Annotated in this window: 15 protein-coding genes; 7 read left to right on the forward strand and 8 right to left on the reverse strand. The window is 71.7% G+C overall.

The genetic code is table 11. The features are described 5' to 3' along the window. Window positions 1-177: 177 nt before the first annotated feature. The 5 genes from ACZ64A_RS14615 to ACZ64A_RS14635 form a co-directional block, all read right to left on the reverse strand. Complete coding sequence (locus ACZ64A_RS14615) at window positions 178-360, reverse strand: DUF6104 family protein (RefSeq protein ID WP_005312030.1); 183 nt, start codon at window positions 358-360, stop codon at window positions 178-180. 86 nt (window positions 361-446) lie between these two features. Then, window positions 447-4,280, reverse strand: a complete 3,834-nt coding sequence (locus tag ACZ64A_RS14620) for a multifunctional oxoglutarate decarboxylase/oxoglutarate dehydrogenase thiamine pyrophosphate-binding subunit/dihydrolipoyllysine-residue succinyltransferase subunit (RefSeq protein WP_469810548.1) — start codon at window positions 4,278-4,280, stop codon at window positions 447-449. Window positions 4,281-4,572: 292 nt separating this feature from the next. Beyond that, window positions 4,573-5,682 (reverse strand): sensor histidine kinase, encoded by a 1,110-nt coding sequence (locus ACZ64A_RS14625; protein ID WP_469810550.1) that lies wholly within the window; start codon window positions 5,680-5,682, stop codon window positions 4,573-4,575. Beyond that, entirely contained in the window at window positions 5,679-6,416 is a 738-nt protein-coding gene (locus ACZ64A_RS14630; protein ID WP_469810551.1) for a response regulator transcription factor, read from the reverse strand. The genes ACZ64A_RS14625 and ACZ64A_RS14630 overlap by 4 nt, the downstream gene beginning before the upstream one ends. A gap of 124 nt (window positions 6,417-6,540) precedes the next feature. After that, entirely contained in the window at window positions 6,541-7,218 is a 678-nt protein-coding gene (locus tag ACZ64A_RS14635; protein WP_469810553.1) for a spermine/spermidine synthase domain-containing protein, read from the reverse strand. Window positions 7,219-7,441: 223 nt separating this feature from the next. Between ACZ64A_RS14635 and ACZ64A_RS14640 the strand changes: the two genes are divergently transcribed. Beyond that, window positions 7,442-8,293 (forward strand): rhomboid-like protein, encoded by an 852-nt coding sequence (locus ACZ64A_RS14640; RefSeq protein ID WP_469810554.1) that lies wholly within the window; start codon window positions 7,442-7,444, stop codon window positions 8,291-8,293. 105 nt (window positions 8,294-8,398) lie between these two features. Here the strand turns inward: ACZ64A_RS14640 and ACZ64A_RS14645 are convergent, their stop codons facing one another. After that, a complete protein-coding gene (locus ACZ64A_RS14645; protein ID WP_469810556.1) occupies window positions 8,399-9,049 on the reverse strand; it encodes a GNAT family N-acetyltransferase in 651 nt (216 codons plus the stop codon). Window positions 9,050-9,284: 235 nt separating this feature from the next. On the opposite strand from ACZ64A_RS14645, the gene lon reads away from it, so the two are divergent. Continuing rightward, on the forward strand, window positions 9,285-11,699 hold the full coding sequence (gene lon, locus ACZ64A_RS14650) for an endopeptidase La (protein ID WP_469810557.1): 2,415 nt from the start codon (window positions 9,285-9,287) through the stop codon (window positions 11,697-11,699). Between the two features lie 385 nt (window positions 11,700-12,084). Here the strand turns inward: lon and ACZ64A_RS14655 are convergent, their stop codons facing one another. Next, on the reverse strand, window positions 12,085-12,906 hold the full coding sequence (locus tag ACZ64A_RS14655) for a lysozyme (RefSeq protein WP_469810558.1): 822 nt from the start codon (window positions 12,904-12,906) through the stop codon (window positions 12,085-12,087). A gap of 245 nt (window positions 12,907-13,151) precedes the next feature. On the opposite strand from ACZ64A_RS14655, the gene ACZ64A_RS14660 reads away from it, so the two are divergent. Beyond that, entirely contained in the window at window positions 13,152-13,643 is a 492-nt protein-coding gene (locus tag ACZ64A_RS14660; RefSeq protein ID WP_469810559.1) for a MarR family winged helix-turn-helix transcriptional regulator, read from the forward strand. A gap of 40 nt (window positions 13,644-13,683) precedes the next feature. On the opposite strand, the gene ACZ64A_RS14665 is transcribed toward ACZ64A_RS14660, so the two are convergent. Further along, on the reverse strand, window positions 13,684-14,475 hold the full coding sequence (locus ACZ64A_RS14665; protein WP_469810560.1) for a protein phosphatase 2C domain-containing protein: 792 nt from the start codon (window positions 14,473-14,475) through the stop codon (window positions 13,684-13,686). Window positions 14,476-14,853: 378 nt separating this feature from the next. On the opposite strand from ACZ64A_RS14665, the gene ACZ64A_RS14670 reads away from it, so the two are divergent. Genes ACZ64A_RS14670 through ACZ64A_RS14685 form a run of 4 tightly spaced genes read left to right on the forward strand, consistent with a single transcriptional unit; the run spans window position 14,854 to window position 19,253 of the window. Then, window positions 14,854-17,694: a nitrate- and nitrite sensing domain-containing protein gene (locus ACZ64A_RS14670; RefSeq protein ID WP_469810829.1), complete on the forward strand. Its 2,841-nt coding sequence runs from the start codon at window positions 14,854-14,856 to the stop codon at window positions 17,692-17,694. Further along, on the forward strand, window positions 17,691-18,197 hold the full coding sequence (locus ACZ64A_RS14675) for a roadblock/LC7 domain-containing protein (RefSeq protein WP_469810562.1): 507 nt from the start codon (window positions 17,691-17,693) through the stop codon (window positions 18,195-18,197). The genes ACZ64A_RS14670 and ACZ64A_RS14675 overlap by 4 nt, the downstream gene beginning before the upstream one ends. Then, on the forward strand, window positions 18,194-18,616 hold the full coding sequence (locus ACZ64A_RS14680) for a DUF742 domain-containing protein (protein ID WP_469810563.1): 423 nt from the start codon (window positions 18,194-18,196) through the stop codon (window positions 18,614-18,616). The genes ACZ64A_RS14675 and ACZ64A_RS14680 overlap by 4 nt, the downstream gene beginning before the upstream one ends. Then, window positions 18,597-19,253, forward strand: a complete 657-nt coding sequence (locus ACZ64A_RS14685) for a GTP-binding protein (protein WP_469810564.1) — start codon at window positions 18,597-18,599, stop codon at window positions 19,251-19,253. The genes ACZ64A_RS14680 and ACZ64A_RS14685 overlap by 20 nt, the downstream gene beginning before the upstream one ends. The last annotated feature ends 33 nt before the right edge of the window (window positions 19,254-19,286 follow it).

Here is a 19,286-nt window from a genome sequence, read left to right on the forward strand (position 1 = left end):
GGAGCGCACCCACCCGCGCGTGCGCGACTGACAGCCGGCTGGAGGAGCGCACCCACCCGCCTGCGCGGACGGCGCCGGCGCGAACGGCCCCAGAAACGGCACAGGGCGCCCGTGGGCGCCCTGGCACGCAGGCCCTGGCACGCAGGCGCCCGCACGCACGCGCGCGGTGTTGCCCGGCTACTCCTCGTCGTCCTCGTCGTCCAGCCGCGCCAGCCAGGTCGCAAGGCGTTCCACCGGGACCTCGAAGTCCGGGTTCAGATCGACGAACGTCCGCAACTGCTCGGCGAGCCACTCGAAGGTGACTTCCTCCTCGCCGCGCCGCTTCTCCAGTTCTTCGATGCCACGGTCGGTGAAGTACATGAGGTCAAGGATAAGTGGGCGCAAACGGCCGGGCCGCACCCCCTGAGCAGGGGTGCGGCCCGGTCACGTACGACCCGCCGGAGCGGTTACGCCTCGAACACCTCGCGCACGAGCTGCTCCTGCTCGGCCTGGTGCCGCTTGGCCGAACCGACCGCCGGGGACGAGCCGTGCGGACGCGAGATGCGGCGCAGGCGCTCGCCGGCCGGGATGTCCGCGCCGACCGCCAGGTCCAGGTGGTCGATCAGGTTCAGGGCGATGAACGGCCAGGCGCCCTGGTTGGCCGGCTCCTCCTGGGCCCACAGGTACTTCTCGGCGTTCGGGTACTTCGCGATCTCGGCCTGCAGCTCCGCACCCGGCAGCGGGTACAGGCGCTCCAGACGGAGGATTGCGGTGTCCGTGACGCCCCGCTTCTTGCGCTCGGCGTCGAGGTCGTAGAAGACCTTGCCGGAGCAGAAGACGACCTTGCGGACCGCGCTCGCCTCCACCGAGGAGTCACCGATGACCGGCTGGAACTCGCCGGTGGTGAAGTCCTCCGCCTTCGACGCGGCGGCCTTCAGACGCAGCATCGACTTGGGCGTGAAGACGACCAGCGGCTTGTGGTGCGGGTTGTGCACCTGCCACCGCAGGAGGTGGAAGTAGTTCGCCGGGGAGGTCGGCATGGCGACCGTCATGTTGTTCTGCGCGCACAGCTGCAGGAACCGCTCCGGGCGGGCCGAGGAGTGGTCCGGGCCCTGGCCCTCGTAGCCGTGCGGCAGCAGCAGCGTGACGCCGGAGGTCTGGCCCCACTTCTGCTCGGCGGAGGAGATGAACTCGTCCACCACCGTCTGGGCGCCATTGACGAAGTCGCCGAACTGGGCCTCCCACAGCACGAGCGCGTTCGGGCGGGCCAGCGAGTAGCCGTACTCGAAGCCCATCGCCGCGTACTCGGACAGCAGGGAGTTGTAGACGTTCAGCCGCGCCTGGTCCTCGGAGAGGTACTGCAGCGGCGTGTACTCCTCGCCGGTGCTGCGGTCGATGATGACCGCGTGGCGCTGGCCGAAGGTGCCGCGCTGGGAGTCCTGGCCCGCCAGACGGACCGGCACGCCCTCCAGCAGCAGCGAACCGAACGCCAGGGTCTCGCCCATGCCCCAGTCGATCGTGCCGTCCTCGACCATGGCCGCCCGGCGCTGCAGCTGCGGCTGCAGACGCGGGTGGACGGTGATGTGGTCGGGCACGTTGACCTGGGACTCGGCGATCCGCTTGACGACCTCCGCGGAGATCGCGGTCGGCACCGCGACCGGGAAGCCGTCCTGCGGCTCGGCGGCGTCGCCGCCGGCCGGCTGCGAGGTGGCCTCGCGGACCTCGGTGAAGACCTTCTCCAGCTGGCCCTGGTAGTCCTGCAGCGCCTGCTCGGCCTCTTCCAGGGTGATGTCGCCGCGACCGATCAGGGACTCGGTGTACAGCTTGCGAACCGAGCGCTTCTTGTCGATCAGGTCGTACATCAGCGGCTGGGTGAAGGCCGGGTTGTCCGACTCGTTGTGACCGCGGCGGCGGTAGCAGATGAGGTCGATCACCACGTCCTTGTTGAACGCCTGGCGGAACTCGAACGCCAGCCGCGCGACGCGGACGACGGCCTCGGGGTCGTCGCCGTTCACGTGGAAGATCGGGGCCTCGATCATGCGGGCCACGTCCGTCGCGTACATGGAGGAACGCGAGGACTCGGGGGCCGCGGTGAAGCCGACCTGGTTGTTGATGACGATGTGGACCGTGCCGCCGGTGCGGTAGCCGCGCAGCTGCGACATGTTCAGGGTCTCGGCCACCACGCCCTGGCCCGCGAAGGCCGCGTCGCCGTGGATCGCCACCGGCAGGACCGTGAAGTCCGTGCCGCCCTTGTTGATGATGTCCTGCTTGGCGCGGGCGACGCCCTCCAGGACCGGGTCGACCGCCTCCAGGTGCGAGGGGTTGGCCACGAGCGAGACCTTGATCTGCTCGCCGTCCAGGCCGGTGAAGGTGCCCTCGGCGCCCAGGTGGTACTTCACGTCGCCGGAGCCGTGCATCGACTTCGGGTCGAGGTTGCCCTCGAACTCGCGGAAGATCTGCGCGTACGACTTGCCGACGATGTTGGCCAGCACGTTCAGGCGGCCGCGGTGGGCCATGCCGATGACGACCTCGTCCAGCCGGGACTCGGCGGCGGAGTCGATGACCGCGTCCAGCAGCGGGATGACGGACTCGCCGCCCTCCAGCGAGAAGCGCTTCTGGCCGACGTACTTCGTCTGCAGGAACGTCTCGAAGGCTTCCGCGGCGTTCAGGCGGCGCAGGATGCGCAGCTGCTCCTCGCGCTCCATCTTGGAGTGCGGGCGCTCCACACGGTCCTGGATCCACTTGCGCTGCTTGGGGTCCTGGATGTGCATGAACTCGATGCCGGTGGTGCGGCAGTACGAGTCGCGCAGCACGCCGAGGATGTCGCGCAGCTTCATCATCGACTTGCCGGCGAAGCCGCCGACGGCGAACTCGCGCTCCAGGTCCCACAGGGTGAGGCCGTGCTCGACGATGTCCAGGTCGGGGTGCTTGCGCTGCTTGTACTCCAGCGGGTCGGTGTCGGCCATGACGTGGCCGCGGACCCGGTAGGAGTGGATCAGCTCGAAGACGCGGGCGGCCTTGGTGACGTCGTCGTCGTGGCTGGCGTCGATGTCCTTGAGCCAGCGGACCGGCTCGTAGGGGATGCGCAGCGCCTCGAAGATGTCGTCGTAGAAGCCCTTCTCGCCCAGGAGGAGGTTCGCGACGATCCGCAGGAACTCGCCGGAGGCGGCGCCCTGGATGACCCGGTGGTCGTAGGTCGACGTGAGCGTCATGACCTTCGAGATGCCGAGCTTGTTCAGGGTGTCCTGGCTGGTGCCCTGGAACTCCGCCGGGTAGTCCATGGAGCCGACGCCCATGATCACCGACTGGCCGGGCATGAGGCGCGGCACGGAGTGGACGGTGCCGAGGCCGCCGGGGTTGGTCAGGGAGACCGTGACACCGGTGAAGTCGTCCATCGTCAGCTTGCCGTCGCGGGCGCGGCGGACGATGTCCTCGTAGGCCTGCCAGAACTCGAAGAAGTTCAGCGTCTCGGCCTTCTTGATCGCCGCGACGACGAGCTGGCGGTCGCCGTTGGGCTTGACCAGGTCGATGGCGAGACCGAGGTTGACGTGCTCCGGCTTGACCAGGGTCGGCTTGCCGTCCTTGAGCTGGTACGACCAGTTCATCGCCGGCATGGCCTTGATGGCCTGCACCATCGCGTACCCGATGAGGTGCGTGAAGGAGATCTTCCCGCCGCGGGCGCGCTTGAGGTGGTTGTTGATGACGATGCGGTTGTCGAAGAGCAGCTTCACCGGGACCGCGCGCACCGAGGTGGCGGTCGGCATCTCCAGCGAGGCGTCCATGTTCTTCGCGACCGCGGCGGACGGACCGCGCAGCGTCACGAGCTCCGGGCCGGCCGGCGCCTCCTTGGCGGGCTGCGCCTTCGCCGCGGGCTGAGCGGGCGCCTGTGCGGGACGCGCCGGCTGAGCCTGGGCGGGGGCGGCCTTCGCCGCGGGGGCGGGAGCCTTGGCCGGAGCGGCGGCCGCGGGCTTCGCAGCCGCGGGAGCCGGAGCGGCGCTCGGCGCCGGAGCGGCCGGCGCGGCGGCCTGCGGGGCCGGGGTGGGGGGCGTCGTGGTGGGGGTCTGCGCGGCCCCCGCGGCCGCGCCGCCCGACGCAACCGGGGCTCCTGCGGCCCCCGGCTTGTAGTCGGCGAAGAAGTCCCACCAGGCACGGTCTACCGAGTTCGGGTCCTGGAGGTACTGCTGATAGATCTCGTCGACGAGCCACTCATTCGGACCGAACGCAGCAGCGGGGTTCTTTCCCGCTTGGTCGGCGTCGGTCGTAGGTGCGCTCGATGCGTTACTGGGGGACTGTGGCGACACGGCGGCAACCGCCCTCTTCCGCTTCACAAGGTGATGGACAGCGGGAATAAAGGCTACGCCTCCCTGAGGGTGAAGGTCAGGCCGGGCCCGTTCATCGTCGCGTAAGTCACATCTCAGCCCGTGTTTCGGGGCTTGAAATGGCGGGAAACAAGCGTGGTTCCGGTGTGAAAGAGGCGTGCCGGGGTACGGCAACGGGGGCCCGCCGCGTGCAGCGTGCGGGCCGTGTGCCTGATCACACGTGTCCGTCGGCGCGGATGCTCGTGGATCTTGAGGCTCCGCTTCGAACCCTACGTCAACTTTGAACGGTTGGGTCTCCCGGAAGAGTGACAAGAATCCGGCAACCTCGCTCGGATTCGGCCACCCCGATGCGGCCCCCGTGCAGGTCCACGGCCCAGCGTGCGATCGCCAGGCCCAGCCCGGTGCCGCCGTCGCTGCCGGGACCGTGCGGCCGTGTGACCACACCCCGGTTGAACCGCTCGAAGACGCGGTGCCACTCCGACTTCGGAATGCCGGGTCCCTCGTCCAGGACCTCCAGCTCCAGCGAGCCGGGCGCCTTCCCGCTGCGCGCCCGGACCGTGACCCGGCCGTGCGGCGGGCTGTGCTTGACCGCGTTGTCGATGAGGTTCGCCACGACCTGGTGGATGCGCTCCGGGTCGGCGTGTGCGGTCAGGTCGCTCGGGAAGACGTCCAGGTGCAGATGGACGTCGGCGCGGGTGTGGCTGCCGGAGCCGGAGGCGATGCCCGCGCGCGCCGAGGCGACCATGTTGGCCTCCTTCAGCACGCCGGACAGATACGGCCACACCTCGAAGCGACGTTTCTTCAGCGGTACGACGCCGTTGTCCAGCCGGGACAGGTCCAGCAGCGTCTCCACCAGCCGGCCCAGCCGCTCGGTCTGCTTCAGGGCCGTGCGCATGGTCTCGGGATCGGCCTCGGTGACGCCGTCGACGATGTTCTCCAGCACCGCGCGCAGGCCCGCGATGGGGGTGCGCAGCTCGTGCGAGACGTTCGCCACCAGCTCCTTGCGCTGGCGGTCCTGCGCCTCCAGCTCGTCCGCCATCACATTGATCGTCTGGGCGAGGTCGCCCAGCTCGTCCCAGCGGCTCTCGCGCACCCGGCGCGTGTAGTCGCCCTGCGAGATGGACCGGGCCACGGTGTTCATCTCGTCCAGCGGCGCGGTCAGCGAGTGCGCCACGAACTGGGTGATCAGCAAGGTGGCGATCATGGAGAAGACCGTGATGAAGCGCAGCTCCGTGCGGGTGCGCATGGCGATCATCATCAGTCCCGTGGTGATCAGCACCGCGATGACGACCAGCGCACCCAGCTTGGTCTTGATCGAGAACGGGCGAACGCCGCCCCAGGGCTCCCTGGGACGGCGTCGTGCGGCCGGCCGCCCGTCGCTCATGGCGCCGGCGTCTCCAGCGCGTAGCCCACACCGTGCACGGTACGGATCCGCTCGGCGCCGATCTTCCGGCGCAGCGCCTTGATGTGGCTGTCGACCGTGCGGGTGCCGGAGGCGTCCGCCCAGTCCCACACCTCCGCCAGCAGCTGCTCCCGGGAGAGCACCGCGCGCGGGGTGTTCGCCAGGCACACCAGCAGGTCGAACTCGGTGGGCGTCAGATGCACGTCCTCCGACTTCACCCGGACCCGGCGCTGCGCGTGGTCGATCTCCAGCTCGCCCAGGCGCATCACACCGCTGCGCGGCGTGGCGGCGGCCAGCGCGGCCCGCTCCACCCGGCGCAGCAGCACGTGCACGCGTGCGGCCAGCTCCCGCATCGAGAACGGCTTGGTCATGTAGTCGTCGGCCCCGACGCCCAGCCCGACCAGCATGTCGGTCTCGTCGTCGCGGGCGGTGAGCATCAGCACCGGGACCGGCCGCTGTGCCTGCACCCGCCGGCAGACCTCGAGCCCGTCGAAGCCGGGCAGCATGATGTCGAGGATCAGCAGATCGGGCTGCCAGGCCTCGGCGGTGTCGACGGCCGCCGGGCCGTCACCCGCGGTTTGCACGAGGAATCCCTCGGCGCGCAGGCGGGCCGCGATGGCGTCGACGATCGTCGGATCGTCCTCGACGACCAGGACCCGCCGCTGCGCGCCGGGGCTCGCCGTCGTGCCGCTCTGGGAGGTGTGTGTCTGCTCCATCGCCCGCCCCTGAAGTGTGCTTTCCGGAATCAGTGGGGTGATCCCTCGGTCTGCGCGTGACTGCGATTGACGCTTGAATGATCGGCGTCAGGGAAGCAGCGTACGGGGAGTCACCACGGCTTTGCTATTCAGGTCGGATCCCGAGGTGCACGACGTCGGGAACGCCTCGGGCAACGGGGATCTCTTCCGTACGCACCTGCTGGAACCCGACATTCCCCAAGGTTTCTTCGAAATCCGGAGACGGCTGGGCCGACCACACCGCGAGCACCCCGCCGGGCCTCAACACCCGTACGCAGCTTGCCAGTCCGGCCGGTGAGTACAGTCCGTCGTTGCCTTCCGTGACGGTCCAGCCGGGGCCGTTGTCGATGTCCAGGCACAGCGCGTCGAACGTGGCGGATGTCTCATTGACGTAGTCCACCAGGTCGTCGTGCACGATCTCGGTGCGCGGATCGGCCAGTGCCTCGCCGGAGAGTCCGCCGAGCGGACCGGTGCGGTGCCAGTCGATGACGGCGGATTCCCTTTCCACCACGGTGATCCGGCCCCACCGTGAATTCGCAGCCGCATGGGCCAGCGAGAAGCCGACACCGAGACCGCCGATCAGCACGTGCGGCGCGGTGCGGTCGCCGAGGGCTTCCAGCGCCGCGTCGACCAGCAGCCGCTCGCTGCGGCCGTCGGAGGTGTCCATCAGGAAGCAGCCGTTGGCGATGATCTGCAGCAGCTCGCCGTGCCGCCGCAGCACGACCTCGCCGTAGGGACCCTCGCGGCGGTCCAGGACCTCGGGACTGTCGTACGTCGTGGACATGGACCCCATCCTGCATGAACGCGGCTTTGCGGGAACCGGAATTACCTGCGACGGCGTGATCGGCGAGGCGTCCGTGCGCTCCCGCGCCCCTGGAGCGCCGGCGGCCGGCGGACGCGTAAGAACATTGAGAGGTTGCTGAGAATCCGGTCACGCGTGGCGTGGATCACAGACAGCGGGCAGTCGGGACCCGAAAGGTGGGCCGTGACGGAAGGAGCTCCTCACTGTGGAACGCACTGCGAGGGTCGACACCGCACCCGCCGACGCGCCCCTTCCGGCCGATCTGCCGGGCCTCGCGCAACTGCTGGACGGCATGCCCGGCCAGCCCCGGCGCAGAGGCCCGCGGACACACGTCGAGCCACTCGCCGATGCGGCGAAGGCCGCCCCGGCTCCCCGTGACCGGCTGCGGGCGGTACGGCCCTCGCGGCTGCTGCCACCGGCGGTTCGCCCCTGGCAGTGGCTGCCCTCTCCCCGGGCGACCCCCTTCACCTTCGCCTACGCCGCGGTCCTCGCCGTCACCTCGCTGGTCGCCGCGTACGCCGACCCCGCGGTGGTGCAGGCGCTGCAGCAGGGGTCCAGCACGGACGTCGCGCACCTGGCGCGGCACCCCGTGCTGGTGCTCGTCGGCAGTGCGCTGTGGATCGCCGGCGGGGTGTTCTCGCCGTACACGCTCGGTTTCCTGCTCGTGCTGAGTGCGCTGGAGCGGCGCATCGGCGGTCTGCGCACGGCCGGTGTCTTCCTGTGCGGGCACGTGCTGGCGACGCTGGCGACCGAGGTGCCGGTCGGGGTCGCGGTGGCCACCGGCCATCTGCCGGACACCTCGCTGCACCGCCTCGACTACGGCATCAGCTTCGGCGTCGCCGCGGGGGTGGGCGCGCTGGCCGGGCTGCTGACCCCCTGGCTGCGCTGGCCGCTGCTGGCCTGGGTCGCGCTGATCATCGGCCAGGACCTGCTGAGCTCCTACGATCCGCTCACCAGCTGGGGACACGCGATGGCGCTGACCATCGGCATCACCACCTGGCCCCGCCTGCGCCGCTGGACGGCGCCCGCACCGCACGGCGGCCGGCGCCGCATCTGAGACGGCCCAGCAGCGGCGGCGGCCCGGCGCGAGCCCGCGGGCGGCGCACGCGGGTGGCGCACGCGGGTGGGTGACGGACTGCGCAGCCCCGTGCCGTGCCGTCGCTCAGTCCGCCAGGCGTCGCGCGCTGGTCAGCGGTGCCACCACCCGCCATCCCAGCGTCTCGTACAGCGCCCGCCCGTCCGGAGTCCCGGCCAGTACGCTCGTGCGCGCGCCCGCGTCGGCCGCACCCCGCTGGAGGGTGCGCATCACCAGCGTGCCCAGCCCACGCCGCCGGTGCTCCGGCGAGGTCTCGATCATGTCCGCCACCGCGGTGCGGCCGGTCGGCGCGATCTGCCCGCTCGCCGCCCAGGAGCCGTCCGGCGCCGTGACGAGGGCGCGGAGCACGCCGCCCCGTGTCCAGGTGCGCAAGCGGTAGCCGTCCGGGACGGCGGGCGGGGCCGCGGAACCCGTGAGCGGGACGGACATCAGCCAGCCCGGTTCCGGGTCGACCCCCCAGCCGGCGCCGAGCCAGCCGCCGGCCTCGGCCGGATCCCGGAACGCCTTCAGCTGCACGCCCGCCCCGGTCACCGCGTCCGCCACCTTGCGGACGACGGCCTCCTGCACGGCGTCGCCGACCCCGGCGAACACATGGCGGCCGACGTGGTCCGGCCGTCCGACGTCGATGGTCCAGCCCCAGCCCTCGTCCACCGGCGGGGCCGCGCCCCGCGAGACGACCCACCCCTGCACCCAGGCCCGCACGATCGTGTCCGACACCCCGGTCGCCTCCTTGTCCCCGCCGTATCCCGTCCCCGCACCTCTTACCCGGATGCAGAGTAATACTCGCCAGCAGGTTTCAGTTATTACATTTCTGCCCGCCATCTCCCCGTCGCATCCCCGCCGCTTCCCCTCCGGTTCCTTGATCGCTCACAGCGAACATCCGTCTGGGAACATCCCGCGCTGCCCAAGCATTGAGTCGGTACAACTCAACTTGACTGCCGAAAGGGAGATCATGGCTTCGACGTCCGCATCGCTCACCCTCCCTGTGCTGCCGCTCGACGACGAGGTCGTGCTGCCCGGGATGGTGGTTCCGCTGGACCTGAGCGACTCCGAGGTCCGCGCCGCCGTGGAGGCCGCGCAGGCCGCCGCCGGCTCCCAGGCCGGAAAGCCCCAGGTCCTGCTCGTGCCACGCATCGACGGGACCTACGCGAGCACCGGTGTCCTCGGCACCGTCGAGCAGGTCGGCCGGCTGGCCGACGGCGACCCCGGCGCCCTGATCCGCGGCCGCGGCCGCGTCCGGATCGGCGCCGGCACCACCGGCCCGGGTGCGGCGCTGTGGGTCGAGGGCACGCGGCTCGACGAGACACAGCCGGACCCCGTGCCGGGACACGTGCAGGAACTGGTCAAGGAGTACAAGGCCCTCGCCACCTCCTGGCTGAAGAAGCGCGGTGCCTGGCAGGTCGTCGACCGTGTCCAGGCCATCGACGACGTGTCCGCCCTCGCCGACAACTCCGGCTACTCGCCCTTCCTCACCACCGCGCAGAAGGTGGAGCTGCTCGAGACCGCCGACCCGGTCGCCCGCCTCAAGCTCGCCACCCAGCAGCTGCGTGACCACCTCGCCGAGCAGGATGTCGCCGAGACCATCGCCAAGGACGTCCAGGAAGGCGTCGACAAGCAGCAGCGGGAGTTCCTGCTGCGCCGCCAGCTGGAGGCCGTCCGCAAGGAACTGCGTGAGCTGAACGGGGAGACGGAGGGCGAGGAGTCCGACGACTACCGCGCCCGCGTCGAGGCCGCCGACCTCCCCGAGAAGGTCCGCGAGGCCGCCCTCAAGGAGGTCGACAAGCTGGAGCGCGCCTCCGACGCCTCGCCCGAGGGCTCCTGGATCCGCACCTGGCTCGACACGGTCCTGGAGATGCCGTGGAACGAGCGCACCGAGGACGCCTACGACATCCAGGGCGCCAAGGCCGTCCTGGACGCCGAGCACGCCGGGCTGAACGACGTCAAGGAACGCATCACCGAGTACCTCGCCGTGCGCAAGCGCCGCGCCGATCGCGGCCTGGGTGTCGTCGGAGGCCGCCGCGGCGGTGCCGTGCTCGCCCTGGTGGGGCCGCCGGGCGTGGGAAAGACGAGCCTCGGCGAGTCGGTGGCCCACGCCATGGGCCGCAAGTTCGTCCGCGTCGCCCTCGGCGGTGTGCGCGACGAGGCCGAGATCCGCGGTCACCGCCGCACGTACGTCGGCGCGCTGCCCGGCCGGATCGTGCGGGCCGTCAAGGAGGCCGGCTCGATGAATCCGGTGGTCCTGCTCGACGAGATCGACAAGGTGGGCTCGGACTTCCGGGGCGACCCGGCGGCGGCCCTGCTTGAGGTCCTCGACCCGGCGCAGAACCACACGTTCCGCGACCACTACCTGGAGGTCGAACTCGACCTGTCGGACGTGGTGTTCCTGGCCACCGCCAACGTCCTGGAAGCCATCCCGGAGGCGCTCGCCGACCGCATGGACATCGTCCGCCTCGACGGCTACACCGAGGACGAGAAGGTCGTCATCGCCCGCGACCACCTGCTGCCGCGGCAGCTGGAGCGGTCCGGCCTGAGCAAGGACGAGGTCACCCTCGACGAGGACGCCCTGCGCAAGCTGGCCGGCGAGTACACCCGCGAGGCCGGGGTGCGCACCCTGGAGCGCTCCATCGCCCGTCTGCTGCGCAAGGTGGCCGCGCAGCACGAACTGGGCGAGCGCGCGCTGCCGTTCACGGTCACCGCGCAGGACCTGCGCGACCTGATCGGCCGACCGCACCACGTGCCCGAGTCCGCCCAGGACCCGGCCGAGCGCCGCACCGCCGTCCCCGGTGTGGCGACCGGTCTCGCGGTCACCGGCGCCGGCGGTGACGTCCTCTACGTCGAGGCGTCCCTCGCCGACCCGGAGACCGGTGCGGCCGGACTGACCCTCACCGGTCAGCTCGGCGACGTGATGAAGGAGTCCGCGCAGATCGCGCTGAGCTTCCTGCGCAGCCACGGTGCCGAACTGGAGCTGCCCGTCGGCGATCTGAAGGACCGGGGTGTGCACATCCACTTCCCGGCGGGCGCGGTCCCCAAGGACGGCCCGAGCGCCGGCATCACCATGACGACGGCCCTGGCATCCCTGCTCTCCGGCCGTCTGGTCCGCACCGACGTGGCGATGACCGGCGAGGTGTCGCTGACCGGCCGGGTGCTGCCCATCGGCGGTGTGAAGCAGAAGCTGCTCGCCGCCCACCGCGCCGGGGTGACCACCGTGATCATCCCCAAGCGCAACGAACCCGACCTGGACGACGTCCCGGCCGAGGTGCTGGACAAGCTGGACGTCCACGCCGTGACCGACGTGCGCCAGGTCCTGGAGCTGGCGCTCGCACCCGCCACGAGCGAGGCGGCGCCGGAGGTTCCGGTGGCGGCGTGACGGACGCCGCCGGACGAGGGAGGGCCCCGGGTCCCGTGAGGGAGACCCGGGGCCCGTCCCCGTCCACAGCCGTGGCGGGCCGCGGTCAGGTCCGCACAGCCGCGCCGCCCCCCTCAGACCGGCCCCGGCCGCCGACCGCCGCGCCCCCAGCGCCGCGGCCCGTCCGGGCACCCAGTGGCGGCGACCGCCCCGGCGCCGGCGCCGCGTCCCCAGCGCCTGGGACCGCCCCGGGGCCCAGTGGCGCCGGCCGTCCCGGGCCTCGCATCCCCGAGCCGGTGCCCGGAAGGCGGCCCCCGCATCTCCGCGCCGGTGCCCGAGGCCGCCCGTGTCCGACGTGCGCCCCGCCGGCGTCCCGAAGGCCGTCGGCGGGGCGGGTAGCGGGGCGTCAGCCGAGGGCCAGGGCCTGGAGCCGGTCGTAGGCGCCGTTGAACTTGTCGTGGTCACCGACCGTCGGTCCGGACGACGTGTACTGCCACATCGTGTAGTACGCCCAGCCGGCCGGCAGCGTGCCCGGATCGGTGGAGTACCGGGCGATCCACAGCGGGTTGGTGGTGGCGAAGCCGCCGTAGTTGCCGGTGCACTGGGTCCACCAGCTGGTCGCCGTGTAGATGACGGCGTCGCGGCCCGTACGGGCCTTGTACTGGTTCAGGAAGTCACGGATCCAGCTGACCATGCCGCTCTGCGTCTTGCCGTAGCAGGCGGCGCCGTACGGGTTCCACTCGATGTCGAGGGCGCCGGGCAGGGTCTTGCCGTCGCGGGACCAGCCGCCGCCGTGGTCGACGAAGTAGTTGGCCTGGGTGGCGCCACCCGTGGTGTCGGGTGTCGCGAAGTGGTACGAGCCGCGGATCATGCCGACGTTGTAGGAGCCGTTGTACTGCTGCGCGAAGGAGGGGTTCGTGTAGTACGTCCCCTCGGTGGCCTTGACGTAGGACCACTGCACGCCGCTGCTCCACAGCGTGGACCAGGCGACGTTGCCCTGGTAGCCGGAGACGTCGACGCCTTCCGTCTGGGTGGCGTCACCGGTGCTGGGCGTGCCGCCCTGGCCGTCGTGGGCGATCACGCCCATGCCCATGTGGGCGGAGCCGCGCGTGGGGACGTCGGCTGACCGGGCGGACGCGGGCAGGGCGAGGGAGAGCACCGCGAGGCCGGCCGCAGCGAGCGCGGCGAGCAGTCGGCGGTGTGCGGAACGGGGTCTGTGCACGGGCATGACGTGCCTCCGAGGGCGTCGGTGGGGAACGCTGGACGACGTGCTGCACAGGGTGGCCCGAATCTGACTGGCGTGGGCATGCCAGCCGTGGGCCTGGTACAAGAAGCTACGCACGTAGACCGCACAGAGGGAAGGGGTGCGGACGCTGCCGTTGGTCTAGCCCTGCGAAATACTGACCAAGCTGCGGCGATGGTGTGCGCCTGGCGGAAACTTTCAGGATCGGGAAACCGGATCAGGGGACTGACGTGCACGAGGACGCGAACGGCGCGGAGCATCGGGGCGAACCCGAGGCGATGCCGAGTGGTGTGGACCAGGAGTTCCTGGCGCTGGAACGCGAGCTGACCGTTTTCCTGCGCCGGGCCCGCGCCAGCCAGGGCGAGATGGCCCGCGAGGTCCACCCGGACCTGGAGTCGGCCGCCTACGGCCTGCTGGTCCGGCTGGACGAGTGCGGCCGGCAGCGCGCCACCGAACTGGCCGCCTACATCGGCGTCGGCAAGGCCACCATGTCCCGCCAGCTGCGGGCCCTGGAGGAGCTGGGCCTGGTGGCGCGCGAGCCCGACCCGGCCGACGGCCGCGCGTGGCTGGTCCACCTCACCGAGGAGGGCCACCGCCGGGTGAGCAGCGTCCGCGACGCCCGCCGCGCCCGCTACGTCAGCAAGCTCGCCCACTGGAACCGCCGCGAGGTGGCCGAACTGGCCCGGCTGCTGCACCAGTTGAACCGCGGCATGGAGAAGTGACGGCCACCCCCTCCTAGGTCGCCGGCGGCGCGGCCGTGGGTCACCACTCCGCGTAGACCACCGTCGCGTCGTCGTGGGTCTTGTTGCGGCCCAGACGGGCGCGGGCCTGCGCGTCCGCGCGTTCCAGGGACCGGACGCGGGCCACCAGGGCCTGCGCGCCCTCCTTCTGGATCAGCCGGAGGCAGTCCGCCCAGTCGCCCTCGCCGAACTTCTCCACCCAGCGCGTCGCCCCGTCCGTCAGCGCGGCCAGCGCGGTCACCTCCTCGCGCGGCAGGGAGCCGGTGACCGCCCGGCCGGCGACCGAGGGGTCGGCCGCCGCCGTGAAGAAGCCGCCCTCCTTGTTGCGCAGGTGCGCGTCGATCATCTCGTCCGTGGCCAGCGCGGCCCGCGGCAGCCGGGCCAGCCGGTCGTCGAGGACCGCTGTCACCGCACCCGCCGGGGACTGCACCAGCAGGGCGGAATCGGACAGCACCAGGTACTCGACGACGGCTGCGGACCACCGCGCCACCACCACGGTTGCCTGGGGGGTACGCGGGTGAGAAAGGTCACAGGTCCGGGCGTGTGTGGCGGAGGCGCGCGCGATGGCGCGGGCAAGGACTTCCGCCAGGGGAACATCCGGGAGCGAAACGGTCAGTTCGGTCAGCGCTCCGCCGAGGCGAGCCGTGTACCAGGGGACGGAATGCAGACATCCCGTGTCCCCGTTGCGGGGCGGGGTCACCCCGTCCAGGACGACCAGCGACCCGCCCTGTCCGGAAGCGGGTACTCCGATGGCGGCGAAGTCCTCGTTGGGGCGGATCGGATCACCGGGTTCAGAGACGAGTTCCGTACGCATCCAGCCAGTCTGCACGAGCCCTTCACATGCTCCGCGAACGGCTGGCAACCGTCGCGGATTCACCGTACCCGCGCCCCCGCGCCGCCGGTTTTGGGGTGGAATGCTTCACTCCGCCGAGGCGTGGCGGCGAATCCTGCCAAAGCGCGCCGCCGACGTCCAACCGGCCCGCCGCGCAAGGGCGCTGCACGCGCCAGAGGAACTTGCCCGCCAACTCATCCCCGATGTTCACTCCTTCGGGTGGCGGGGCAGGTGATGCCCGCCCGCTGCCCACCGGCACTGGGAGGGTCGGGAACCGTACCGGACGTACGCGCCGATTGACGGGGTGTCATCCGGTCCCATGGCTACACGAGTACAGGAATGCGAGCACCGGTGCAGAAGATGCGGCCTCGGCGCACAGGCAGGCAGTCGGCCCCCGAAGGGGGCGCGCAGCCCCCCGTCGTCGGCAAGGGCCGCCCCACCCACGTCCGCAATCGGCTGATCGTCGCCGTCGCGGTGGTGGCAGCCGCCATCGCGGGCGCCGGCGCCCCGTCCGTCATCGCCGCCTCCGGGCAGCTGAAGGACACCCAGGACCTGGTCACCCTCGCCGGGCAGACCCAGCAGGCGCTGACCCTTGCCCACGCCCTCGCCGACGAACGCGACGACGTCACCTCGTACGTCGCCGCCGGCCGGCCCAAGTCCAAGGCGCCCGACGAGCAGCGCAGCGCCCGCGTCGACCGGCAGGTCGCGGAACTGCGCGCCGACACCGACCTGCCCGCCGCCCTGCGCACCGACCTCGACGGCATCGCAGCCGTCCGCCGGGCCGCGCTGACCGGGCAGAGCGGCGCCCTCGAGGCCCACCAGGCGTACTCGGCCGCGATCACCGAGCTGCACCGGCTCACCGAGCAGCTCGCCCAGCAGAGCCCGCCGCGCGCGGGTTCCGGTGCCTACGCCCTCGCCGAGCTGGACTCCGCCGTCCAGCAGGCCGCCGCCACCCGCGGCCTGCTGCTCGCCGCGCTGAACGTCCCCGGCGGCACCCAGAACACCATCGACCCGGTCACCGGCCTGCCCGAGACCGGCTCGGACTCCTCCTCGTCCGCCGCCAAGCAGCGCGACGCGCTCACCGCCGCCGCCCAGCAGGCCCGGCTGCGCTCCGACGCCGCCCTCGCCGGCTTCCACGAGACGGCGCCCCGGCAGGCGGTGACGTCGTACGACTCCACCGTCACCGGACCGGAGACCACCACCGCCGAGAAGTACCTCGCCCGCCTCACCGACCAGCCCGCCCTGGACGACAGCGAGCTCGACACCAGCACGCGCAAGCTCGACGCGGCCCTGTCCGCGCGGATCGAGCTGATGCGCGGCGCGGAGTCAGCGCTCTACGAGCACCGCACCAAGGCCCTGGAACAGCTGCGCGACGACGACGTCACCGCGCTGGAGATCCGCATCGCGATCCTCGGTGCGCTGATCCTGCTCGCCGTCGGCATCGCCACCGCCATGGCCCGCAGCCTCACCCGCCCCCTGTCGGTGCTGCGGCGCGGCTCCGCCCGGCTGGCCGAGGCCGAGGACCCGGCCACGCAGGAACCGGTGACGTTCACCGGCCGCAACGACGAGTTCGCCCAGGTCGTCCGCTCCGTCAACGCCCTGCACGCGCACGCCGCCGCCCTCGCCGAACGCGTCGCCACCCTGGAGTCCGACCGCAAGCACCTGGTCGGCCAGCGGCAGAAGATGGCCGACGCCCGCGAGGAACTGCGCGCCGAACTCGCCGAGTCCGCCGCCCAGCTGGACCGGCTGCGCACCAGCATCGGCTCCACCTTCGTCAACCTCGCCCTGCGCACCCTCGGCCTGGTCGAGCGTCAGCTCGCCGTCATCGAGGGCCTGGAGGAGCGCGAGCAGGACCCCGACCGCCTGGCCACCCTGTTCAAGCTCGACCACTTCGCCACGGTCATGCGCCGGCACAGCGAGAACCTCCTCGTCCTCGCCGGCACCGAGCACGTCCAGCAGCACGCGGGCCCGGTCCCGCTGGTCGACGTCGTCCGCGCCGCCGTCAGCGAGATCGAGCGCTACGAGCGCGTCCGCATCGCGGCCCTCCCGCCGCACGCGCACGTCGCCGGGTTCGCCGCCGACGACCTCTCCCACCTGCTGGCCGAACTCATGGAGAACGCCACTGCGTTCTCCCCGCCCGACGTGCCCGTCGAGGTCTCCGGCTGGCTGCTGGAGAGCGGCGAGGTCATGCTCTCCGTCCAGGACGAGGGCATCGGCATGACGGACGAGCGGATGGAGCGGCTCAACGCCCGCCTCACCGCCTTCGACCCGAACACGCCGTACGACCAGGAGGGCGAGGAGGGCCTCGGCCTCGGCCTCTACGTCGTGGCCCGCCTCGCCCACCGGCACGGCGTGCGGGTGCGGCTGCGCGAGCAGAAGCAGGGCGGTACGGCCGCGGTCGTCGTCCTGCCGCAGGCGCTGCTGGCCGCCGCCCCGCCGGCCGCGGTCGCTCCGCCCGCGCACACCGCGAGCACCACCCAGACGTTCTCCCTGCCGGGCGCCGACGCCGAGGCCAACTCCAACGTCCTCCACGGCCGCACCGGCGACGGCGACCTTCTGGTCGCGCTCGCGGAGAAGGCGGTGGCCGAGAAGGCGGTGGCGGAGAAGGCGGTACGGGAGCAGGGGCAGGCGCAGGCCGACGAGCGCGAGCCCGGGCAGGACACCGCCCGGCAGCCGGCGCCCGCCGACGGACAGGCGCCGGAGCAGCCCGCGGAGCCGACGCCGGCCGAGAGGCCCGTGGCGCACCCCGCGCCGCCGGTGGAGTCCCCGGCCGAGATGACGATGGAGCTGCTGATCCCGTCCCCGAAGACGGACGAAAACGCTCCCGAGCCCGCGCCGGAGCCCGTGTCCGAGCCCACGCCGGCCCCCGAGGCCGAGGCCGAGGCAGTGGGCGAGGCGGAGGCGGAACACGAGCGCATCGCGGACGAGGAAGACCAGTACACCGCGAAGGGCCTGCCCAAGCGCACCCCCAAGATCACCGCCCCCGCCCAGTCGGAGCGCCCCCGCACCAAGTCCGTGGACGCCGAAGCCCTGCGCAGGCGGCTCGGCGGCTTCCGCCAGGGTGCCACCGCCGGCTACCGCGACGCCCAGGCGGAGATCGCCGAGCAGACCGGGCAGACCAGGACACCCGCGGCGCAGCCCGCGGAGCGACGACCTACACCAGACGCCACGGGGGGCACAGTCGAGGAGGCAAGCAGTTGACCGCGCCCAGTACCTTCGGTCTGAGCAGTGAAGCCCGCAACCTGCACTGGCTGTTGAGCAACCTCGTCGAGGAGGTCCCCGGCATCCTCTCGGTCGCCGTGGTCTCCTCCGACGGCCTGCTGCTGCTCTCCTCCGACCAGGAGCGCAACGTCGAGGCCCGGCAGGCCCGGCGGACGACCCGGTCCGCCGGCCCCCGCGGTTCCGCCGCCGACCTCGCCACCATCGTCTCCGGCATCGGCAGCCTCACCATCGGCGCGGCCAAGCTGATGGACGGCGGCGCGGTCAAGCACACGATGGTCGCCATGGAGGAGGGCAGCCTGTTCGTGATGTCGATCAGCGACGGCTCGCTGCTCGGCGTACACGGCTCGGCGGAGTGCGACATGAGCGTCGTGGCGTACCACATGGCCCTCTTCGTCGGCCGCGCCGGACACGTGCTGACCCCCGAACTCCGCAGCGAACTGCGCAAATCCCTGGAGTCCTCCTCGACCGGGAGTGAGCGATGAGCAGCATGTCCCACGCCGCCAAGACGCAGCTGCCGGTGCGCGGCGGCGACCGCAAACCGGCCCGCGTGCGCCCCTACTCGCTCACCGGCGGCCGCACCCGCTTCGGTCACGTCCTGCTCGTCGAGACGTTCGTGGCCGCGCTGGACGCCCCGGAGGAGCGCAAGGAGCTGACGGGGGGTACGCTCGCCACCCGCGTGATGCCGGAGATGCGGGCCATCGTCGAACTGTGCCGCCGTATGCGCACGGTGGCCGAGATCGCCGCGCTGCTGAAGATGCCGCTCGGTGTGGTCCGCGTCCTGCTGAGCGACCTCGCGGACCAGGGAAAGATCCGCGTGTACGGAACGGGCACCGGCCACGGCACGGGCCGGCCGGAGCGCGCACTGCTGGAAAGGGTGCTGAGTGGACTCCGTCGTCTCTGACGCCGCTCGTGGCGTCTCCCCGTTCGCCGAGGCGGCCCGCGCCGCCGAGCCCGACGAGGAGCTGAAGTCCTGGCAGACGGACCGCACCCGTGCCCCCATCGCCACGAAGATCGTGGTGGCGGGCGGCTTCGGCGTCGGCAAGACCACGCTGGTCACCTCCGTCTCGGAGATCACACCTCTGCAGACCGAGGCGCTGATGACCGAGGCGAGCCAGGAGACCGACGACCTCACGGCCACACCGGGCAAGCTGACCACCACCGTGGCCATGGACTTCGGCCGGATCACGCTCGACGACGACCTGGTGCTGTACCTGTTCGGCACGCCGGGGCAGCAGCGGTTCTGGTTCATGTGGGACGACCTGGTGCGCGGCGCGATCGGCGCCGTCGTGCTGGCCGACACCCGGCGGCTGAAGGACTGTTTCCCGGCGCTGGACTACTTCGAGAGCTGCGGGCTGCCGTACGTCGTCGCGGTCAACCACTTCGACGGCACCGAGCGGTTCGAGCCCGAGGACGTGCGCGAGGCCCTCACGATTCCTCCGCACATACCTGTCATGATCATGGACGCGCGGCGCCGGATCTCGGTCATCGAGACGCTCCTCGCCCTCGTGGCCCACGCGCTCGAGGAAACCCCCGAGTAGTCCCACCGGTACCGACGGGTCCACCCCGACCCG

This window comes from Streptomyces sp. NPDC104814, from assembly GCF_055583185.1.

Excerpts from the sequence above, each read along its gene's own strand:
- ACZ64A_RS14615 (WP_005312030.1), bottom strand. The coding sequence starts at position 360 with ATGTACTTCACCGACCGTGGCATCGAAGAACTGGAGAAGCGGCGCGGC.
- ACZ64A_RS14625 (WP_469810550.1), bottom strand. The coding sequence starts at position 5,682 with ATGAGCGACGGGCGGCCGGCCGCACGACGCCGTCCCAGGGAGCCCTGG.
- ACZ64A_RS14630 (WP_469810551.1), bottom strand. The coding sequence starts at position 6,416 with ATGGAGCAGACACACACCTCCCAGAGCGGCACGACGGCGAGCCCCGGC.
- ACZ64A_RS14635 (WP_469810553.1), bottom strand. The coding sequence starts at position 7,218 with ATGTCCACGACGTACGACAGTCCCGAGGTCCTGGACCGCCGCGAGGGT.
- lon (WP_469810557.1), top strand. The coding sequence starts at position 9,285 with ATGGCTTCGACGTCCGCATCGCTCACCCTCCCTGTGCTGCCGCTCGAC.
- ACZ64A_RS14655 (WP_469810558.1), bottom strand. The coding sequence starts at position 12,906 with ATGCCCGTGCACAGACCCCGTTCCGCACACCGCCGACTGCTCGCCGCG.
- ACZ64A_RS14665 (WP_469810560.1), bottom strand. The coding sequence starts at position 14,475 with ATGCGTACGGAACTCGTCTCTGAACCCGGTGATCCGATCCGCCCCAAC.
- ACZ64A_RS14670 (WP_469810829.1), top strand. The coding sequence starts at position 14,854 with ATGCGGCCTCGGCGCACAGGCAGGCAGTCGGCCCCCGAAGGGGGCGCG.
- ACZ64A_RS14680 (WP_469810563.1), top strand. The coding sequence starts at position 18,194 with ATGAGCAGCATGTCCCACGCCGCCAAGACGCAGCTGCCGGTGCGCGGC.